General features: G+C 39.3%; 20 protein-coding genes. 16 read left to right on the top strand and 4 right to left on the bottom strand.

Annotated elements, in window-relative coordinates; all coding sequences use genetic code 11:
* The 7 genes from NE257_RS05360 to glyS all read left to right on the top strand — a co-directional run bounded on the left by NE257_RS05360 (position 1) and on the right by glyS (position 8,068).
* On the top strand, positions 1–2,211 hold the full coding sequence (locus NE257_RS05360) for an HD family phosphohydrolase (protein ID WP_251885959.1): 2,211 nt from the start codon (positions 1–3) through the stop codon (positions 2,209–2,211).
* A gap of 3 nt (positions 2,212–2,214) precedes the next feature.
* Complete coding sequence (gene ybeY / locus NE257_RS05355) at positions 2,215–2,697, top strand: rRNA maturation RNase YbeY (protein WP_007208084.1); 483 nt, start codon at positions 2,215–2,217, stop codon at positions 2,695–2,697.
* A complete protein-coding gene (locus tag NE257_RS05350; protein WP_040367260.1) occupies positions 2,681–3,094 on the top strand; it encodes a diacylglycerol kinase family protein in 414 nt (137 codons plus the stop codon). Before ybeY ends, NE257_RS05350 begins: the two co-directional genes overlap by 17 nt.
* Entirely contained in the window at positions 3,091–3,987 is an 897-nt protein-coding gene (gene era / locus NE257_RS05345) for a GTPase Era (RefSeq protein ID WP_251851732.1), read from the top strand. The genes NE257_RS05350 and era overlap by 4 nt, the downstream gene beginning before the upstream one ends.
* A 32-nt stretch (positions 3,988–4,019) precedes the next feature.
* On the top strand, positions 4,020–4,793 hold the full coding sequence (recO, locus tag NE257_RS05340) for a DNA repair protein RecO (RefSeq protein ID WP_251851731.1): 774 nt from the start codon (positions 4,020–4,022) through the stop codon (positions 4,791–4,793).
* A gap of 286 nt (positions 4,794–5,079) precedes the next feature.
* Entirely contained in the window at positions 5,080–5,994 is a 915-nt protein-coding gene (gene glyQ, locus NE257_RS05335; RefSeq protein ID WP_007208088.1) for a glycine--tRNA ligase subunit alpha, read from the top strand.
* A gap of 1 nt (position 5,995) precedes the next feature.
* Positions 5,996–8,068 (top strand): glycine--tRNA ligase subunit beta, encoded by a 2,073-nt coding sequence (gene glyS, locus NE257_RS05330; RefSeq protein ID WP_251851730.1) that lies wholly within the window; start codon positions 5,996–5,998, stop codon positions 8,066–8,068.
* Positions 8,069–8,143: 75 nt separating this feature from the next.
* On the opposite strand, the gene NE257_RS05325 is transcribed toward glyS, so the two are convergent.
* Positions 8,144–9,091, bottom strand: coding sequence for an AEC family transporter (locus tag NE257_RS05325; protein WP_251885958.1), 948 nt, complete (start codon positions 9,089–9,091; stop codon positions 8,144–8,146).
* 37 nt (positions 9,092–9,128) lie between these two features.
* On the opposite strand from NE257_RS05325, the gene NE257_RS05320 reads away from it, so the two are divergent.
* The 4 genes from NE257_RS05320 to NE257_RS05305 all read left to right on the top strand — a co-directional run bounded on the left by NE257_RS05320 (position 9,129) and on the right by NE257_RS05305 (position 11,162).
* Entirely contained in the window at positions 9,129–9,329 is a 201-nt protein-coding gene (locus NE257_RS05320) for a hypothetical protein (protein ID WP_251885957.1), read from the top strand.
* 28 nt (positions 9,330–9,357) lie between these two features.
* Complete coding sequence (locus NE257_RS05315; RefSeq protein ID WP_251851727.1) at positions 9,358–9,498, top strand: hypothetical protein; 141 nt, start codon at positions 9,358–9,360, stop codon at positions 9,496–9,498.
* Between the two features lie 141 nt (positions 9,499–9,639).
* Positions 9,640–10,287, top strand: a complete 648-nt coding sequence (locus tag NE257_RS05310; RefSeq protein ID WP_007208093.1) for an alpha/beta hydrolase — start codon at positions 9,640–9,642, stop codon at positions 10,285–10,287.
* Entirely contained in the window at positions 10,284–11,162 is an 879-nt protein-coding gene (locus tag NE257_RS05305; protein ID WP_251851725.1) for a VOC family protein, read from the top strand. Before NE257_RS05310 ends, NE257_RS05305 begins: the two co-directional genes overlap by 4 nt.
* Before the next feature lie 137 nt (positions 11,163–11,299).
* On the opposite strand, the gene yidC is transcribed toward NE257_RS05305, so the two are convergent.
* Together yidC and NE257_RS05295 are read right to left on the bottom strand one after the other, a co-directional pair.
* On the bottom strand, positions 11,300–12,229 hold the full coding sequence (gene yidC / locus NE257_RS05300) for a membrane protein insertase YidC (RefSeq protein WP_071859124.1): 930 nt from the start codon (positions 12,227–12,229) through the stop codon (positions 11,300–11,302).
* A gap of 102 nt (positions 12,230–12,331) precedes the next feature.
* Complete coding sequence (locus NE257_RS05295) at positions 12,332–12,613, bottom strand: acylphosphatase (RefSeq protein WP_251851724.1); 282 nt, start codon at positions 12,611–12,613, stop codon at positions 12,332–12,334.
* 79 nt (positions 12,614–12,692) lie between these two features.
* Here NE257_RS05295 and NE257_RS05290 point away from each other — a divergent pair, with 79 nt between their 5' ends.
* Both NE257_RS05290 and NE257_RS05285 read left to right on the top strand, forming a co-directional pair.
* Positions 12,693–13,451: a TrmH family RNA methyltransferase gene (locus tag NE257_RS05290; protein WP_251852415.1), complete on the top strand. Its 759-nt coding sequence runs from the start codon at positions 12,693–12,695 to the stop codon at positions 13,449–13,451.
* 112 nt (positions 13,452–13,563) lie between these two features.
* Entirely contained in the window at positions 13,564–14,058 is a 495-nt protein-coding gene (locus NE257_RS05285; RefSeq protein WP_007208098.1) for an HD domain-containing protein, read from the top strand.
* A gap of 43 nt (positions 14,059–14,101) precedes the next feature.
* On the opposite strand, the gene NE257_RS05280 is transcribed toward NE257_RS05285, so the two are convergent.
* Positions 14,102–15,301: a YdcF family protein gene (locus tag NE257_RS05280; protein ID WP_251851723.1), complete on the bottom strand. Its 1,200-nt coding sequence runs from the start codon at positions 15,299–15,301 to the stop codon at positions 14,102–14,104.
* Between the two features lie 88 nt (positions 15,302–15,389).
* Between NE257_RS05280 and NE257_RS05275 the strand changes: the two genes are divergently transcribed.
* Genes NE257_RS05275 through NE257_RS05265 form a run of 3 tightly spaced genes read left to right on the top strand, consistent with a single transcriptional unit; the run spans position 15,390 to position 18,202 of the window.
* On the top strand, positions 15,390–15,872 hold the full coding sequence (locus NE257_RS05275; protein ID WP_007208100.1) for a GyrI-like domain-containing protein: 483 nt from the start codon (positions 15,390–15,392) through the stop codon (positions 15,870–15,872).
* 20 nt (positions 15,873–15,892) lie between these two features.
* Positions 15,893–16,897, top strand: coding sequence for a Gfo/Idh/MocA family protein (locus tag NE257_RS05270; RefSeq protein WP_251851721.1), 1,005 nt, complete (start codon positions 15,893–15,895; stop codon positions 16,895–16,897).
* Between the two features lie 9 nt (positions 16,898–16,906).
* Entirely contained in the window at positions 16,907–18,202 is a 1,296-nt protein-coding gene (locus tag NE257_RS05265; protein WP_251885956.1) for a DEAD/DEAH box helicase, read from the top strand.
* Positions 18,203–18,295: the final 93 nt, after the last annotated feature.

The raw sequence follows: 18,295 nt of genomic DNA, 5'->3' as shown, positions 1-18,295 counted from the left end.
ATGCTAAATCAATCGCTAGAAAAAATGAACGAGCGCTTTGGAAAGTTTCTTGTACCAATCATTCTAATCGTCTTTTTCGTTCTAACGCTCGCGATCCTCTACCCAAGTATCAAGCCTACTGCAAATAGCTACAAAGAAGGGCAAGTTGCAGAGACCAATATAAGGGCAAATAAAACGATCGAAAATTCGACGGCTACTGAACAAAAAAGAAAATTAGCTGCTGAAGCAGTTTCGCCGGAATATACGTACCAATCTGATCTGGCAACAAGGCAACATGATCTTTTGGCTAATCTGTTTACCTTAATCTTAAAAGTTAAAACAAGTGCAGATGAAACTTATCAAAAAAATACCCAAGCTGCAAAAGATAAGTCGACAGTCTCCAAGCCGACGACAGAAAAATTAATTAGTCAATTAAAAAAACAATTTGAGACTGTTGATACAGATGATTTGGATTTTTATCAAGATTTGACAACAAACTTTTTGACAACGATGTTTTCACTTTCGACCACAGAAATTACGAAAGTAGAACAAGTTACCCTGAATCTAGTTGATGATCAAATGAAAGCTCAAATTAAAGAGAGTGATGTCACAAGTGTTCGTCAAAAGGCAGAAAGTGCCTTAGAAGCGAGCGATGTATCGACGAGCCAAGCAGAAGCTGTGCGATATTTATTATCGAAAGGTATCGTTGCCAATACTTTTTTGAATGAAAAGAAAACGACTGAACTTCAAAATGAAGCCAAAGCTTCCGTACAACCTGTCATGATCTATCAAGGCGAAATCATTGTTCGTGAAGGATCTCAAATTGACAGTACAGCGATTGAAAAGCTGCGAATATTAGGTTTGACCAATCAGTCAGTAAATTATTATCCGTTACTTTCACTTTTTTTTACGATTTTATTGCAGATTGGCATGTTGGCCTTTTTTGTTCACCAAATGGAAGAACAATCTAAACGGTTAAAGTGTTATCTCTTTTATGCTTCAATGATGATTGTCAGTTTATTGATTATGAAATTTTTCCAATTGTTCCAAACAAACGCAGCACCTCACTTACCACTCTTTTATCCAGCAGCATTTGCGCCACTTGTGCTAAACTTCTTTATGAATCGCCGTTCTGGTTTGTTAGCTGCACTCTTCCAGGTGGTCTTTGCATTGTTTATATTTAGTAATACGGATGCAGATGTAGGATTGAATGTATTGGTCTTCTTACTGATTTCATATCTTTTTTCTGGTATTATGGGGACTATTGTCCGACAACAACGTATTTCTAACCAAGGATTTAATGCGTTGATGTGGTTGGTTGTATTCCCTTTATTGATGAATGTCACGCTTATTCTGTTCCAAGGGATGAGTTTTACCAGTGGGCAAACATGGATTGCACTTGTCTGTGGATTAGCAGGTAGTCTATTGTCGCTTCTTTTAACGGTAGGACTACACCAATATATTGAACTACTCGTGACTGATGACAGTGTGATTGTTTTAAATGAACTAAGCAATCCCAATCATCCCATGCTTAAACGACTATTAGAAGAAGCTCCAGGTACGTATCATCATAGTATGATGGTAGCCAATCTGAGTGCCAATGCAGTAGCTGATATCGGTGGCAATTCTCTTTTGACACGCGTGGCATGTTACTATCATGATATTGGGAAATTAAAGCATGCGAATTTCTTCGTAGAAAATCTACCCGCTGGTGCTGAAAATCCTCATAATTTTCTTTTACCCGAAGATAGCCGAGATATTATTTTTGGCCACGTGATCGATGGAGCCAAGGTGTTAGAAGCTGAAAAAATGCCCCAAATGGTCATAGATATTTGTCGCCAACATCATGGAACAACGTTGATGCGCTTTTTCTACGTTAAAGCAAAAGAACGCAACGATTCAGTCAAAGAATCGGATTATCGCTATCCAGGACCTAAGCCACAGACAAAAGAAGCGGGGATTGTTAGCATTGCTGATAGTTGTGAAGCTGCCGTTAGAGCAATGGATCAACCTAGTAATGAAAAAATTAAAACGTTTGTCTCAAATTTAATCAAAGACCGTATATTAGATGGTCAGTTGGATGAGTCGGGCTTGACATTAAATGAGATACGCATTATTGAAAAATCATTGATTAATGGCTTGTGTTCGACGTTCCATTCAAGAATCAAGTATCCAAAAATGAAATCAGAAGCAGAGCAAATGAAAGAAGAACAAGAGAAAAGAGAGGAATAGGGAATGGAAATAGCATTTATCGATGAAAATGAACGTGTGACGGCTAAAAAAATGCAAGAAATCGATGATCTTTTGCAATATGCAGCTAGCCATCTGGATTTACCAGAAGATACGGAAATGTCCATTACATTCATGGATAATAACGAAATACAAGAAATCAACCGTGTCTATCGCAATAAAGATATGCCGACTGATGTTATCAGCTTTGCGCTAGAAGAAGAGGGAGAGGACGAGTTGCCAATTATTTTTGATGAAGAATTTGACGATAGTCAATTTCCTCGTAATCTTGGCGATTTAATGATTTCAGTTGAACGAGCAAATGAGCAAGCCGAAGAATATGGCCATTCGGTCGATCGTGAGTTAGGCTTTCTTGCACTGCATGGTTTCTTGCACCTAAATGGCTATGACCATATGACACCTGAGGATGAGAAGGTAATGTTTGGATTACAGAAGGAAATTTTAGATGCCTATGGACTCAAAAGATAAAAAACAAGTTGAAAAAAATAAATCGTTTATTCAGTCATTGGATTTTGCAATTACTGGCTGGAAAACCGTCTATTATGATGAACGAAATTTTCGAAAACACGTCAGAGTGAGCTTTTTAGTCATTGTGCTTGGTTTCATATTTTCACTTAATCTGTCTGAATGGTTGTGGTTATTAACGAGTATCTTTTTGGTTTTATTTGCAGAGATGCTCAATACCACCTTTGAAAATATTGTCGATATGGTGACAGACTATCACTTTGATCCACTCGGAAAAAAAATTAAAGACGTTGCTGCAGGTGCTGTTTTATTGACAGCTTGTTTTGCTGTAGTGATTGGCGCATTGATTTTTCTTCCCAAAATGGTACACCTATTTTTTTACTTAAAGGAGAGCTTATGACAGAACATAAATCAGGATTTGTCGCACTTGTCGGTCGCCCGAATGTCGGTAAATCAACATTATTAAATCGTATCGTTGGCCAAAAAATTGCAATTATGAGCGACAAAGCACAAACAACACGAAATAAAATACAAGGTGTCTATACGACAAAAGATGCCCAAATCGTCTTTATTGATACACCAGGAATTCATAAACCAAAATCTCGTTTGGGTGATTTCATGGTCGAGTCAGCTTTTAGTGCCTTAAATGAAGTTGATGTGATTTTGTTTATGATTAGTGCCGATCAAAAGCGCGGAAAAGGCGATGATCTTATTATCGAACGCCTAAAAAAACAATCTGTGCCAGTCTTCCTAGTTGTCAACAAATTGGATAAAGTGCATCCGGATGCCTTACTTGAAGTGATTGCGGATTACTCTCAACAAATGGATTTTGCAGAGGTTGTGCCAATCTCGGCTACTGAAGGAAATAATTTTCCAACTTTGATGACAACCATCGAAAAAGAACTTGAAGAAGGACCGCAGTATTTCCCAGAAGATCAAGTGACGGATCATCCAGAATATTTTATCGTATCAGAATTAATTCGCGAAAAAGTATTGCAATTCACCCGTGATGAAGTGCCCCATTCCGTTGCCGTTGTTGTGGATTCAATGAAGAAAAACGAAAATGAAAAAATCGCCATTCAGGCAACGATCATCGTGGAACGTGATAGCCAAAAAGGCATCATCATCGGTAAAGGCGGCAAGATGTTGAAATTGATTGGCACCAAAGCACGGCTAGATATTGAGCATTTGTTAGGGAATAAAGTATTCTTAGAACTCTGGGTGAAGGTGCAAAAGGACTGGCGCGAAAAAGAACGCTATCTGACTGATTACGGCTATCGTGAAATGGAGTAAGAGTAGGATAAGGCAAGTAGTGAGGGTTAGTTATGGCAATTGTTGAATCAAAAGGGTTAATCCTCTTTGCAAAGAACCATAAGGAAAAAGATAAATTGGTCAAAATTTTTACAGAGTCGGCAGGCAAGCAAATGTTTTATGTGCGGGGTGCGCATCGGAAAAATAATCCCCTGCAGCCAGCCATCATGCCATTTACCGAAGCGACGTATATTGGCCAGTTTTCTGAGCAAGGACTTTCGTTTTTACATGCGGCGAAACATATTCATCCGTTTCGCCACCTACAAGAAGATATCTTTCTTGCAGGGTATGCGACGTATCTTTTAAATTTGGCTGATGCAGCGATTGAGGATCGAGTATACGATCCACATCTCTACCAATTTTTAAAAGAAGCATTGCACTTCATTGATGAAGGCAAAGATGCTGAGATTATAACTAATATTTTTGAGGTTCAAGTCTTGCAACGGTTTGGTGTACAATTTGAATGGCAGCACTGTGCAATCTGTGGTGAAACGCATGGGAAATTTGATTTTTCAAGTAAATACAGTGGTGTGCTTTGTGAACGGCATTGGTCGTTGGATGAGCGACGATACCATGCTGATCCAAAGGCAATCCATTTTTTACGCCTGTTCCATCAAATCGACTATCAAAAGATTGATACCATTCAAGTGAGTACCGAGACTAAGCAAGTAATTCGTACTGTTTTAGATGAATTGTATGAGGAATTTGTAGGGATTCATCTGAAGAGCAAAAGCTTCATTGATCAAATGAAGTCCTGGCAACAAATAGTAAAGCGTGACGAGCAATAGCCTTTTCGATTCGTATATTGACAAACAATCGAAACATCGCTATGATGTCATTGTTAAGAATTAAATAGTGTGTGATGAACATCAAAAGAAAGAATTGATACTGATAGCGAGTCTGAGTTGGTGAGAGCAGATAGTTGATATGTTTCTAGGGGCAATGGGAGCACAAGTATGAAAGTGCCGTAAAGAATGGCTTTACGGAAGTAGGGTGGAACCGCGAGCGTACTCGTCCCTATATCTGTCTTTGTACAGATATAGGGGCTTTTTTTAATGTAAAGGAGAGAATACTATGGCGAAAAAGTTAACTGTTCAAGAAATGATTTTAACGCTACAAAAATTTTGGTCAGACAATGGCTGTATGCTGATGCAAGCCTATGATACAGAAAAAGGTGCCGGTACGATGAGTCCGTACACCTTCTTACGAGCAATTGGCCCAGAGCCATGGAATGCAGCCTATGTCGAACCATCAAGAAGACCGGATGATGGCCGTTACGGTGAAAATCCCAATCGTTTGTATCAACACCATCAATTTCAAGTAGTTATGAAACCCTCACCAGAAAATATTCAAGAGTTGTATTTAGAAAGTCTGCAACTACTTGGGATTAATCCTCTTGAACACGATATCCGTTTTGTTGAAGACAACTGGGAAAATCCATCAATGGGCTGTGCAGGCTTAGGTTGGGAAGTTTGGTTGGACGGGATGGAAATCACGCAATTTACGTACTTCCAACAAGTAGGTGGCTTACAATGCCATCCAGTCACTTCTGAAATTACATATGGTCTAGAACGTTTGGCTTCATATATCCAAGAAGTTGAAAGTGTTTATGATTTGGAATGGACAGATGGCGTGAAGTATGGCGAAATTTTTAATCAACCAGAATTTGAGCATTCAAAGTATTCTTTCGAACTTAGTGACCAAGAGTTATTGCTTAACAATTTTAATAATTTTGAAAAAGAAGCAAAACGGTGCATTGCAGAGAAATTAGTTCATCCAGCTTATGATTATATTTTAAAATGTAGCCACAATTTTAACTTACTAGATGCTAGAGGAGCTGTATCTGTGACTGAACGTGCGGGATATCTAGCTAGAATCCGTAATATGGCTCGTGAAGTAGCCAAAATTTTCGTTGCCGAACGTGCAAGACTGGGCTATCCGTTATTGAGTCGTGAGGAAGCTGCGAAACTTTTAAAGGAGGGTGAATAAGATGGCGAAAGATGTATTAATTGAGATTGGTTTAGAAGAAATGCCGGCTCATGTCGTTGTTCCCAGTATGAATCAATTAGAAGCAAAGGTAGCAACTTTTTTTGAAGAACAACACTTATCGTATGATAATATTCGTGCTTACTCAACACCACGTCGCCTAGCTGTCCTTATCGAAGCTGTTCCTGAGCGTCAAGCCGATATTGAAGAAGAAATCAAAGGACCTGCTAAAAAAATTGCTCTAGATGCAGAAGGAAATTGGTCAAAAGCCGCCCAAGGATTTGTGCGCGGACAAGGACTAACAACGGATGATATCACCTTTAAAGAATTAAATGGCGTTGAGTACGTCTATGCAACAAAGAAAACGACAGGTAAACAGACGATTGATGTCTTGACCGGATTAAAAGAAGTCATTACAAGTTTAACCTTCCCTGTTACTATGCACTGGAACAAATATGATTTTGAATACATTCGTCCGATTCATTGGGTAGTGGCTTTGTTTGGCGAAGAAGTCATTCCATTTGAAATTTTAGATGTGAAAACTGATCGTCATTCAAGAGGCCATCGATTCTTAGGACATGAAGTCACATTTAAGAGGGCGCATGACTATGTCGAGACATTAGCAGAGCAAAGTGTTATTGCTGATTCAGCAGAGAGACAACAGCTTATAGTCAATCAAATTTCAGCAATTGCTGAAAAAAATAAGTGGCAAGTTTTCTTAGATGAAGATTTGTTAGAAGAGGTGACGAATTTAGTCGAGTATCCGACTGCGTTTGTCGGTAATTTTGCCAAACAATATTTGGAAATCCCTGAAGAAGTCCTTGTTACATCAATGAAAGAGCACCAACGCTATTTTGATGTTCGGACGGAAGATGGACAATTACTCCCTCATTTTATCTCTGTCAGAAATGGAAATGATGTTGCCATTGAAAATGTCATTAAAGGGAATGAAAAGGTACTGACAGCTCGTCTAGAAGATGCTGAGTTTTTCTATCAAGAGGACCAAAAACTAACCATCGCTGCATGTGTTGAAAAATTAAAACATGTTGCCTTCCATGAAAAAATTGGGTCAATTTATGAAAAAATGACTCGTGTAGGCGTCATTGCACAAATTATTGGTGAGACTGTTGGTCTATCATCCGCTGAATTGACTGATTTACAGCGTGCAAGTGAAATTTACAAATTTGACCTCGTAACAAACATGGTCGACGAATTTCCTGAGCTGCAAGGCATTATGGGTGAAAAGTATGCACTATTACAAGGAGAAAAAGCGAGTGTGGCAGCAGCTATACGTGAACATTATTTACCGATTGCTAGTGAAGGTGAATTACCTGAATCAGTCGTGGGTTCAGTCTTAGCTATTGCCGATAAAGTCGATAGTGTCTTGACCTTCTTTGCTGCTGGTATGGTTCCTAGTGGGTCAAATGATCCGTATGCTTTGCGTCGTCAAACATATGGTATCATTCGCATTATCGAAGCGAAACAATGGCATTTCCCATTTGAAAAATTACAACGGGCGATACAAGAAAAAATCAATGAAGATCAAGCAACATATGGCATTGCGCTATCTGATGAAAACAACTTGGTCAGTGACTTCTTAAAAGCACGTCTGCGTCAGCGTTTAGCGACCCGGAATATTCGTCATGATGTCATTGAAGCCGTCTTAGCATCAGAACAAAAAGATGTGAGTCGATTGTTCCAAGCTGCAGAATTAGTGTCCCAACATTTAGCCGATCAAGAGTTTAAGCCGTCAATGGAAGCTTTGACGCGTGTGATGAACTTAGCGAAAAAACAAGAAACGAAAAATTCAGACATTCAACCAGATCTTTTTGAAAATGAAGCTGAAAAAGCATTGTTCGAAGCGGTCACGGAAGTTGAAGCGAATTTTGCTACAAATACAATGGCAGAAAACTACCAAGCGCTAGTTGCACTCCGCCCGGCGATTGAAGCATACTTCGATCAAACGATGGTCATGGTAGATGATGCATCGATCCGAGCAAACCGCTTAGCCTTATTAGCAAAAATTTCAAAAATGGTTCTGGCGATTGCAAGTCTGGATCAGCTAGTTACAAAATAAAAAAGAGACTGCTGTCTATATGTTGCTAAGAGCTTGATTCAGGCTCTTAGCGACACTGGCATGCAGTCGCTTTTTTTATAAGGCATAGATAATTTTTAGCAATAGAGGGATATACAATAAGTAGATCAATACGGAATAACCCATACTTGATGCTGCAAATTCCTGATCAGCTTTGTACGCGCGCGCTAAAATAGGCACAGAGTTTTGGACAGGCATAGCTGACTGAACCATAAATACGGCTAACATCAAGGATGATACAGGAAAGATAAAGCCTAACAACCAAACAATTAAGGGTGATAAGAGATAGCGACCAAGTAGAACGCCAACGATATCACGATTTAACATCAAATTTTTAATGCCATTAAAGTAAACCATAATCCCAATCGTAAACATCGACAATGGCGTAGTCAGATCGGCTAAATAATTTCCGAATTGTTGGAGAAATGAAGGAACTTTCACACCAGTAAACATCCACGCCAAACCAATCATAAATCCAATTAAAGCCGGAGAAAAAATTTTTTTCAGCGCAACGAGCGGATGAAAAGTCATGGTCGTTTCATGAAGTTGGGAGTTGTCTTTGGCGATTTCATAGATACCGATTGTCCAAAAAATAGATGTATTGACAATGTAGTAAAGCAATACGTAAGGTACCGCTTTTTCGCCAAAAATGGCAAGGTTTATCGGTAGTCCAATAAAAATCGTATTTGAGCACGTAAACATGGTCGTAAACGTTCCTCGGCGGGTTTGTTCGACGTTCATCAAGGAACGATACGCCAAACTAGTCAAGTAGGTTATCGTCATTGAGACTAAAGGGATGATCATGCCACTAAAGAGCGACAAAAATTCACTCTTATTAAAGTTTGCTGTAATATTTAAAAACATACTAAATGGCAAAGATAAGTTTAATAAAATTTTTGAAAAAACATCGGCTGAACGATTGCTAAACCATTGTTTAAAAGATAAAAAATACCCCAAAAACATTAACGAAAAAATAATGAAAATATTTACATATGCTTGTATCATTTACTCACCTCTTGGGTTCAACTATACTCATTTTAGAGTGACACTGCAACCACGCTTTAATGGGATTGTCCCACCGCTTGTCGAACTACAGGCAGCTGGTGTGGGCGTCCATATTGGTTACGACAATGTCTATGATTCTTGGTCTCCGTTTGGTACAGGAAATATTTTGGAGAAATTAAACCATTATTGCGAAATCTTCGGCAAAAAAGGCCAAAGAGAATTGACTGATTCCTTGTAATTGATTTCCTCAGCCTATAGATGAGAAGATGCAGCCTTGGTTAAAAGCAGGGATGGATGCGACGTTTGTTTTAGTCGATGCATCTTGTTCGGCGGAATTTATCGTGCGTATGAAGCCGGTAAAAGCGAGTTACTCCAAGGGGAAAAATATTTTTGAATTGATTCAGTAAGTGTATGTTTAGCCATATTTCAGCGAGTTGTTACTTCAGTGGAACACTCCGAAATATGGCTATTTTATTTGAGCAAATCCATTTACTTACAATTAGTAAGTTTGTATACTGATGTTGTTGAAAGGAAAGGGAGGACAACAGATGTACCTATCAAAATGGTCTTATCCAGAAAATTATAATGAACAAACGCCGATTATCGTGACTGCTCACGGTATGGGATCTAACTATGAAGACTTACCACCAGTCGCAACAAAAATTGATAACAATGCGATTCAATTAAATATTCAAGCTGATTTATCTTTTGGACCAGGCTTTGCATTTTTCGTACCTGATTTTAGAGAAAAGTCAGAAATAGAAGTCATCGAACCAGTCATTCATGCTGTACATGATTTTATCGAAACGAAAGTAAAAGAAGAGAACTTAACGAATAATCCGCTTATGTTTCTTGGCTTCAGTCAAGGGGCAATGCTTGGTTTAGGGTTAACCTATCTCTATCCGAATTGGCTAAGTCAAGTATTTTTATTTAGTGCACGGATGCCTGCCTTTTACCAAAAGCTAGCCGATGAAACAATTACTGATGAAAAATCGAAAACAGCAGTATTCATTTCACAAGGCTTAACGGACCAGCTGTTCCCTAGAGAAATTGGTCAATCATATGCCAAGTTTGCCAAGCTAAAACTAGAAACAGTCTCATATAATGAATACCCAGTTGGCCATGGCATTCATTATAAAGCAATCAACGATGCCAAAGAATTTTATCAATCAAACGAAAAGAGGAAAATCAAATGACAGTAAGAGTACCAGAATTTCAATTAGCAGAAACAACACATACCGGATTAGTAACATTAAAAGTAGCTGACTTAGAAAAACAAACTGCTTTTTATACAGAAGTGATTGGATTAAGAGTTTTAAGTAAAAAAGATGATGCTGTTTCTTTTGGGACAGAAGATGGCGTGCCATTATTGATTTTGACTAAAGTGGAAAATCCATTACCATTATCAAGAAGAACTGGACTCTATCATGTCGCGTTTCTTTTACCTAGTCGTCAAGCTTTAGGTGACGCCTTGATTCATTATCTCTCGATTGATGCGCCGTTAGTCGGAGCAAGCGACCATGGCTATAGTGAAGCATTGTATCTGAGTGATCCAGAAGGAAATGGTATTGAAGTGTACCGCGACAAACCAGTCGATCAATGGGACATTCGTGAAGACGGTGAAATTATCGGTGTGACTGAAGAGATGGATGCACAAGGCGTTGTCAATGAAGCAACGCAAAAATGGAATGGCTTTCCAAGCGGAACAAAAGTGGGACATGTTCATTTGAAAATCGCTGATCTGCAAAAGACAGAAGACTTCTATACAGATATCCTAGGCTTATCATTAAAAAATAATTACGGCAACCAAGCAAAATTCTTTGCAACAGGAAACTATCACCACCATATTGGCTCAAATATCTGGATGGGTAGAAATGTACCGGCTATGACTGAACATGATTTAGGATTGGCCTATTATTCTTTCTATGTGACTCAAGATGAAGAGCTCGCTCGCATTGAAAGCCACTGGGCAGAGCAAAAAGTACCATTTGAAAAAGATGAACAAGGAAGCTTATGGATTCTAGATCCAAATGGCATCTTAATCAAATTTGAAAAAGAAGCTAGGCTATAAACGAGTTGGCTGAATAAAAGTGATCGTGATATAAATGACAAGTTGTGAAATTCCGACTAACACGATAAAAAGACCCAAAAATCCATCTGGACTTTTGGGTCTTTTTACTTGTGGCTGGAAAATTTTAACTCAGCCTATTATTTTCTTTGTTTCCCAGCATTCCGACCTTTAGTTGGGTTATTTTTTGTTGCTTTTTTTGTTTGTGCAGTCGGTGTCACATCTTTAACGATTGGTGTCACAACTGTTTTCGGTGGATTTAATCGCATTTCTTCTTCAATTTGTTTTTTGATTCTTGGTTTCATTAGGACATTGGTAATAAACGTTTGGAAACAACTAAATATCCCACCAATTACCCAGTACAGCGTTACTCCGGCTGGTGCTTTTAACGACATAAAGACAATCATCAATGGAGAGACAATCATCATACTCCGCATGGTCTTCTTTTGCTCTTCAGGAATACCAATGAGTGAGAGGTAACTTTGTCCGACATAAGAAAGTCCAGCTAATGCCACGAAAATCAAATTGGCTTTTCCAAGATTGACACCCATAAAGGTCGCCGTGTTAATCCCTTGCGTGTAACTTACAGTGAAGTACAAAGCAGAGAAGATGGGCATTTGAATTAGTAAGGGTAGACAACCAATTCCGCCTAACATGTTGACATTATTTTCTTTATAGATTTTTTGCATTTCTGTTTGTGCTTTTAATTGTTCTTCCCGTGTCGTTGCTTGTTTTAAGTTTGCTTGAGCAATATCCATTTGTGGTTTTAAGTATTGCATTTTTTCTGATTGAACCATTGCTTTTTTAGACTGGCTAATTCCCATTGGCAACAAGATAATTCGTACGACGATAGTTACAATGATAATCGCCCAACCAAAGCCCCAGTTGAAATTGGTTGCTAAATAGGTCAAGAAGTCACCAAGAGGAACGACTAAAGTTTTGTAAATAAAACCATCCGGGTCAGGAACGCGCGTGTTGTTCGGTCCGGCAATCGTCTTCACACACCCTGATAAAAAGAATACTAAGGCAAAGAGCCCACTACCCATAAGCCAATTTTTTTTATTTTTCATTTATTTCTTCCTTTACTTCAAAATTTACACAAAACCAACTATACTAGACTTGGACTGCTTTTTCAATTATGATTCATGAATTTGAAGAAAAATGCAAACAATCTAGTATTCATAGACGACTTGAAATGAGGAATAGTCAGGTAGCTCATTTTCCTCAGTTAATTCAAATTGAGTCACACGTCCTGCAGGTGAGGGCGAGTGCTTTACTTTTTGAATAAAGGTTGCCATTGCTTGTTCTTCACCTGTCGCTAAAATAGTAACCGAACCATCCGATTCATTCTTCACGCTGCCACCGATTTGCAATTGATCTGCCACCATCTTTGTCATATAGCGAAAGCCAACGCCTTGCACGCGTCCAGCGACATGTATTCGTACTTTACGCATCTTGTCCAGCCCCTTTCATCTCTTATATTAGCATATTTGAATCACTTGTTTCATGGTATAATGCCTATGAGGTGGGAGAATAATGGAAATACAGTCGACAAAAAATACCTATGTAAAAGAATTAAAAAAACTACACCGCAAAAAAGGACGTCAGGATCAACAACGCTATCTTTTGGAAGGATTTCATTTGGTAGAAGAGGCAGTTAACTCACAAGCAGAAGTCGTGGATATTCTCATCAGTCCGCGAGGTGCCAAAGAGTGGGCCGCATGGATTGAAGAGAAAGTGCTTGATGTGACGTATGTGTCCGAAGAAGTGATGGCAGCCATCTCTGAACAGCCAACGCCACAAGGAATTATGGCTGTAGTTGCGTTACCACGTGTGAAAGAGATGCGTGTGAAAGGGAAATGGTTACTCCTTGATAACGTCCAAGACCCTGGGAATGTAGGGACAATGATCCGTACAGCTGATGCTGCCGGTTTTACAGGCGTTTTTCTTGGCGAGGGGACAGCAGATATTTATAATTTAAAGACGTTGCGTAGCATGCAAGGTAGCCATTTTCATATCGAAATTCAAAATGGCACCATTCAAGACATCTGTCAAGTATTCAAAGAAGCGGGCATCCCTGTATATGGATCAGAGCTAAATGAGCAGGCGGTAGCGTATGATACTGTTGAAAAGACAGATCAGGTAGCGCTGATTATGGGAAACGAAGGCCAAGGAGTCGCAAAAGAAATTCTAGCTCAGACCGATGCCAATCTTTATATTCCCATTTACGGCAAAGCTGAGTCATTAAACGTCGGGATTGCGGCTGGCATTCTCATGTATCATTTTTCCTAAGAAATCGTTAAGTCTTGCAATTTTGTAAGAATATCGCTAGAGTCGTCAAATAAATCGTGCTACACTGAAAAAGGTACAATTGTACAAAAACTTAGAGGTGGCGTTCGAATTTATGACAGAAAAATGGCAAGAGGATACGGAGTACATGTCTTATGTAGGTGATTTGCTTGAAACGGAAGAAGTACAACGATTATCAGAATTCGTTCAACATCTTCATTCCACACGGTTAGAGCATTCAATTAGTGTCTCTTATCGTAGTTACTTAATCGCAAAAAAAGTTCATGGCGATGCACGGGCAACAGCGCGCGCAGGATTACTCCATGATTTGTTTTATTATGATTGGCGTACAACGAAGTTTGACGGAGGAAGTCATGCGTATATGCATCCGCGGATTGCTGTGAAAAATGCAGAAAAAATTACGACTCTCTCTCCACTTGAAAAAGACATTATTATTAAACATATGTGGGGAGCAACAATTGCTCCACCGCGCTACAAAGAAGGCTATATCGTAACAATGGTGGATAAATATTGTGCAGTAAAAGAAGCGATGACGCCATTAACTTCCAGAATGAAGCGTCGAGTAGTACAAAATGCACATCACAATTAAAAAAACACTTAGCGAGTTGTAGGAATTCGCTAAGTGTTTTTTTCTAATTAATTAAATAAAGCAGAGTAGAAATGGCAAAGTACGCGGTAATCAGTGCTACAACAATCGTGTGTAGCCGCTTATGCATGACTAAAATTGCCGCAAATTCGCGTAATGTAGCATTCGGTAAATAGTACAATGCGGTCTTACAGCCAATGCCTTCTGCCGATAATTTTGCCTCTCTCGCAAAGATGCCCGCTCGGAAGATATGATAGTTATTGGATACAAAAATAGCCTTTGGATCGTTAACGGCTGATTGTTCAATTAATTCTTTTGAAAAGCGCATGTTTTCATAGGTAGTCGCTGAGTTCGCTTCGAGTAATACATCGCTTTCGGGTACCCCTTGTTCACATGCATATTGCTTCATGGCGACTGCTTCAGGTACTTTCTCATCGGCACCTTGCCCACCAGACATAATTAATTTTAATGGATGGCCAGATTTCGTCCGCTGTGTGTGGTAAAAAAGAATTGCGCGATCAATTCGTTTAGCAAGTAATGGAGTCACTCGCTCGCCATTTATTAACCCTGCCCCAAGTACGATGAGGAAGTCTTGATTGTATTTCGGATAATAAAACTGGTAAAGCAACGTAGCTGTCAGGAAAATTATAAAATTCATCAATAGATAGCCAAGAACAATGGATAAGTACGTAAAGGGAATCTTGATGTACCATGGTGACTGTGGCTGCAAGAAGAAATCAAAGATTAAGTATATCGTCAAAAAGAGTGCCAGTAAGAGAGTTAATAGATTCGCTACATTGCGGGATTCTTTTTTTAAGACGATGGCGGCATTCCAGTAAAGGAAGATTAAAAGGCCAATTAAACCAAATGCAGCGATCAATACAAAAATACCCAATGCTACAACAAACAGACCTGCAACCAATAAATCTTTCGTCAAATAAAAATTATAAAGCAAATAAATACCAAAAATCACTAAGAAGAATTGGAAAAACAGACCATTTCTTAAACGTGCACGATTGTTGCGATAAATAAAATAAAAGAGCAAAAAGAAGGCCAAAGGGATAAAAAAGTAAGCCGTTCCTTTCAATACTTCCAGTGTTCCAGTGTAAAGAACAATCGCTAATAATGCCCAAGCTGCTTGAAAATAGAAATGATCCGGTTCGTTTTTCTTTCTTCGCCAAAAAAAGATTGCCGCAAAGCCGATACTATAATAGAGAATGAATAAAAATAATGGTAAAATAGACATACGTTCAACTCCTTATATTGAGTATAACGAATTTTATAAAAAGTTACATTATTTGATAGGATTTTTTTAGTTTACGAGGTGTTTTTAGATGGAATTTTCATATCAACGTGTCAAAAAAGATGACCGAGCCATCATAGGTGTGCAAGGGATAGGTGATGTTTTGACAAGTGAAGAATGGGTCCCAACACTTTGGTTTTCTTTAGAGGAGAAGCTTCCTGATATTTTGGAACAACTAGCGATACCTGAAGAATCGATTCCTTGTTGGGGAATCATGTCTGATGCGAAAGAATGGCTTTCCCCTTGGATTGATGGAGAGGGTTTGTATTTAGCAGGAATTGATGTCCCGCTGCAAATGACTTGTCCGCCAGGCTGGCACCGGTCTATTCTACCAGCAATGGAATACATTGTCATACGAACGACGATTCCCCTTGTATCTGAAGCTGTGCGTTTTTTATTTGAAACAGTCGTACCTGATGAAGGCATTGAAATTATCGGAGCAATCCAGGAGTATTATGGTCCAGATTATTTACCTGGAGAGATTTCATTGTATGCGCCGATTAACATGGGTTAAGAGCGAAAGGAGAAAAAGCTATGATTAAGTTAGGGGTAATTGGTACCAATTGGATTTCTCATCAATTTGTGGATGGAGCATTGAGTTCTGGAAAGTATCAGTTAACTGGGGTGTACTCACGTAAAAAGGAGACAGCAGAGGCGTTCGCTAGACAGTATACAAGCTGCTTAGTTACTGAAGAGCTTCAAGAACTCGTTACTTCCACAGTGATTGATGTTATCTACATCGCATCGCCCAATAGCTTGCATTACGAACAAGCGAAAGCCGCACTGTCTCATGGGAAAAGTGTCATTGTAGAAAAGCCCGCTGTATCAACACCCGAAGAGCTGGCAGACCTAATCCAGCTTGCAAATGAAAACAACGTCTATTTCTTCGAAGCTGCTAGAAATATTCATGAGGCAAACTTTCAGCGTGTGCGAGATGCGTTACCTCCAATCGATCAAATTCAAGGGGCAAGCTTTACATATATGAAATATTCCTCTCGCTATGATGAGGTACTAGCAGGAAATGAACCGAATATTTTTTCGCTAAAGTTTTCTGGAGGCTCATTGATGGATTTAGGGGTGTACTTAGTCTATGCGGCTGTGGGGTTGTTTGGAGCGCCGCGTGACGTTGATTATTTTGCTCAAAAGATTGCCACTGGTGTTGATGGTAGTGGCTATGGCTTGTTGCATTATGATACATTCGATGTGGTCATTCATCACGGAAAGACAGGGGACTCTTTTGCGAAGTCGGAGATTTATCTGGCAGATGGTACAGTAGAATTAGATGGTGTGAACGCCATTAAAGAAGTGGTTCATTACAATCGGATGACCAAGGAAACCAATTTTCTAGATTTAGCAAAAAGTCATGAGAATCCTTTATTTGAAGAAGCAGTCGACTTTGCGATAATTCTACAAAATCCCACGGAAAAAGACCGCGAGCGCTATGAAAGCTGGCTAGATAGCGCGCGAACTGTTCACCAAATTTTATACAAACTAAGACAAAAAGCTGGCATTGTTTTTCCAGCAGATCAGAAAGAATAGAGGAAGTACATGTTAAACAATGAAATCCCTGCAGTATGGGAGAAACGCTGGTTAGAAAGTAATTTTACCGAGCCGACTGCCATTCAACAGGCGGTATTTGAACCATTAAGAAAGAAACAATCGATCATGGGTATCTCACCGACTGGATCTGGCAAAACACTGGCATACCTATTGCCGACATTATTAGGTATAAAAAAAGGCGAAGGCAATCAAGTTTTGATCGTGACAAGCTCGCAAGAATTAGCGATGCAAGTGCTTGAGGTGTCAAAAACTTGGGCAGAAGATCTTGGTATTGCTGCTCAATCAGCTATTGGCGGTGCCAATATTCAGCGCCAAATTGAAAAGCTAAAGCACCATCCGGAATTAATTGTCGGGACACCGGGTCGCATCGTTGAATTGATTCGAGCAAAAAAAATGAATCCCTTTTTGATTCAAACGGTGATGTTCGATGAAGCGGATCAGCTGATTAACAATGATCAACAAGGTTTAGTAAAAGAAATCATCCAAGCCGTTGGGAAAAAATCAACATTTGGCTTTTTCTCTGCGACTGCAGATGCTGCGCTATCCCCAATTAAAAAAATTGTTCCTGATCTATTAGTGATTGATGTGACACAAGTCGATACTAGCCAAGGTGCTGTCGCCCATCAATACATTATGATACCAGCTAGAAAAAAAGTAGAAAGCTTGCGACGTCTGGCACATACGCCAGATTTTCACTCATTGGTCTTTTTTAATCAGCTCAGTGAACTCGGGATGGCGGAAGAAAAGCTGCAGTTTCACCATATCCAAGCAGCATCGCTCGCTTCTGATCAAAACAAACAACTTCGAAAATTGGCACTGACGGCCTTTCGGGAAAGAAAGATTCAGTTATTGTTAGCGACCGATATTGCTGCCAGAGGGTTAGACCTTGAACAACTACCATTTATCGTCAATGCAGAAGTTCCTTTAACCAAAGAGAGCTATGTCCATCGAGCAGGTCGAGTCGGGCGAATGGGAGCAGATGGTCGTGTGTTGACACTGGTAACAGAGCAATCAGTAAAAGACTTGAAAAAATTGGCCAATCAGCTAAATCTGATACTAGAAGAAGTCTATCTCGTAGGGGGAGCTATCCAAACGGAGAAGCCTGAAAAGAAAGAACCGACGACTAAAGTACTTGGAAAAGTCAAAGAAACCAAGAAAAAAATTGTGAATAAAGAAGCTGTTCATCCCAAAATGGCAGATGAAATAAAAGAGCCAATCCGCAAGAAACGGACAAAAGTGAAAACCAAGAACAAAAAGAATAAAGGCAAACGCAAAGACAAATAAAGTACACCATTACTTACTACGAAAAAGACCAGGAAAACCAAAAGTTTGAAAACAACTTTCGGATTTCCTGGTCTTTTGGGTTGATAGGAATAC

The organism is Enterococcus italicus, from assembly GCF_023743875.1.
GTDB lineage: Bacteria > Bacillota > Bacilli > Lactobacillales > Enterococcaceae > Enterococcus_G > Enterococcus_G italicus.
The sequence above is the reverse complement of the archived record's forward strand: the minus strand, read 5'-3'. Positions and strand labels throughout refer to the sequence as shown.

Bases quoted from the DNA above. Each gene is read 5' to 3' on its own strand.
- NE257_RS05315 (WP_251851727.1), top strand. From the start codon at position 9,358: ATGCAGCCTTGGTTAAAAGCAGGGATGGATGCGACGTTTGTTTTAGTC.
- NE257_RS05310 (WP_007208093.1), top strand. From the start codon at position 9,640: ATGTACCTATCAAAATGGTCTTATCCAGAAAATTATAATGAACAAACG.
- NE257_RS05360 (WP_251885959.1), top strand. From the start codon at position 1: ATGCTAAATCAATCGCTAGAAAAAATGAACGAGCGCTTTGGAAAGTTT.
- ybeY (WP_007208084.1), top strand. From the start codon at position 2,215: ATGGAAATAGCATTTATCGATGAAAATGAACGTGTGACGGCTAAAAAA.
- glyS (WP_251851730.1), top strand. From the start codon at position 5,996: ATGGCGAAAGATGTATTAATTGAGATTGGTTTAGAAGAAATGCCGGCT.
- NE257_RS05275 (WP_007208100.1), top strand. From the start codon at position 15,390: ATGGAATTTTCATATCAACGTGTCAAAAAAGATGACCGAGCCATCATA.
- NE257_RS05350 (WP_040367260.1), top strand. From the start codon at position 2,681: ATGGACTCAAAAGATAAAAAACAAGTTGAAAAAAATAAATCGTTTATT.
- NE257_RS05305 (WP_251851725.1), top strand. From the start codon at position 10,284: ATGACAGTAAGAGTACCAGAATTTCAATTAGCAGAAACAACACATACC.
- NE257_RS05295 (WP_251851724.1), bottom strand. From the start codon at position 12,613: ATGCGTAAAGTACGAATACATGTCGCTGGACGCGTGCAAGGCGTTGGC.
- yidC (WP_071859124.1), bottom strand. From the start codon at position 12,229: ATGAAAAATAAAAAAAATTGGCTTATGGGTAGTGGGCTCTTTGCCTTA.
- NE257_RS05265 (WP_251885956.1), top strand. From the start codon at position 16,907: ATGTTAAACAATGAAATCCCTGCAGTATGGGAGAAACGCTGGTTAGAA.
- recO (WP_251851731.1), top strand. From the start codon at position 4,020: ATGGCAATTGTTGAATCAAAAGGGTTAATCCTCTTTGCAAAGAACCAT.
- NE257_RS05270 (WP_251851721.1), top strand. From the start codon at position 15,893: ATGATTAAGTTAGGGGTAATTGGTACCAATTGGATTTCTCATCAATTT.
- NE257_RS05285 (WP_007208098.1), top strand. From the start codon at position 13,564: ATGACAGAAAAATGGCAAGAGGATACGGAGTACATGTCTTATGTAGGT.
- glyQ (WP_007208088.1), top strand. From the start codon at position 5,080: ATGGCGAAAAAGTTAACTGTTCAAGAAATGATTTTAACGCTACAAAAA.
- NE257_RS05325 (WP_251885958.1), bottom strand. From the start codon at position 9,091: ATGATACAAGCATATGTAAATATTTTCATTATTTTTTCGTTAATGTTT.
- era (WP_251851732.1), top strand. From the start codon at position 3,091: ATGACAGAACATAAATCAGGATTTGTCGCACTTGTCGGTCGCCCGAAT.
- NE257_RS05280 (WP_251851723.1), bottom strand. From the start codon at position 15,301: ATGTCTATTTTACCATTATTTTTATTCATTCTCTATTATAGTATCGGC.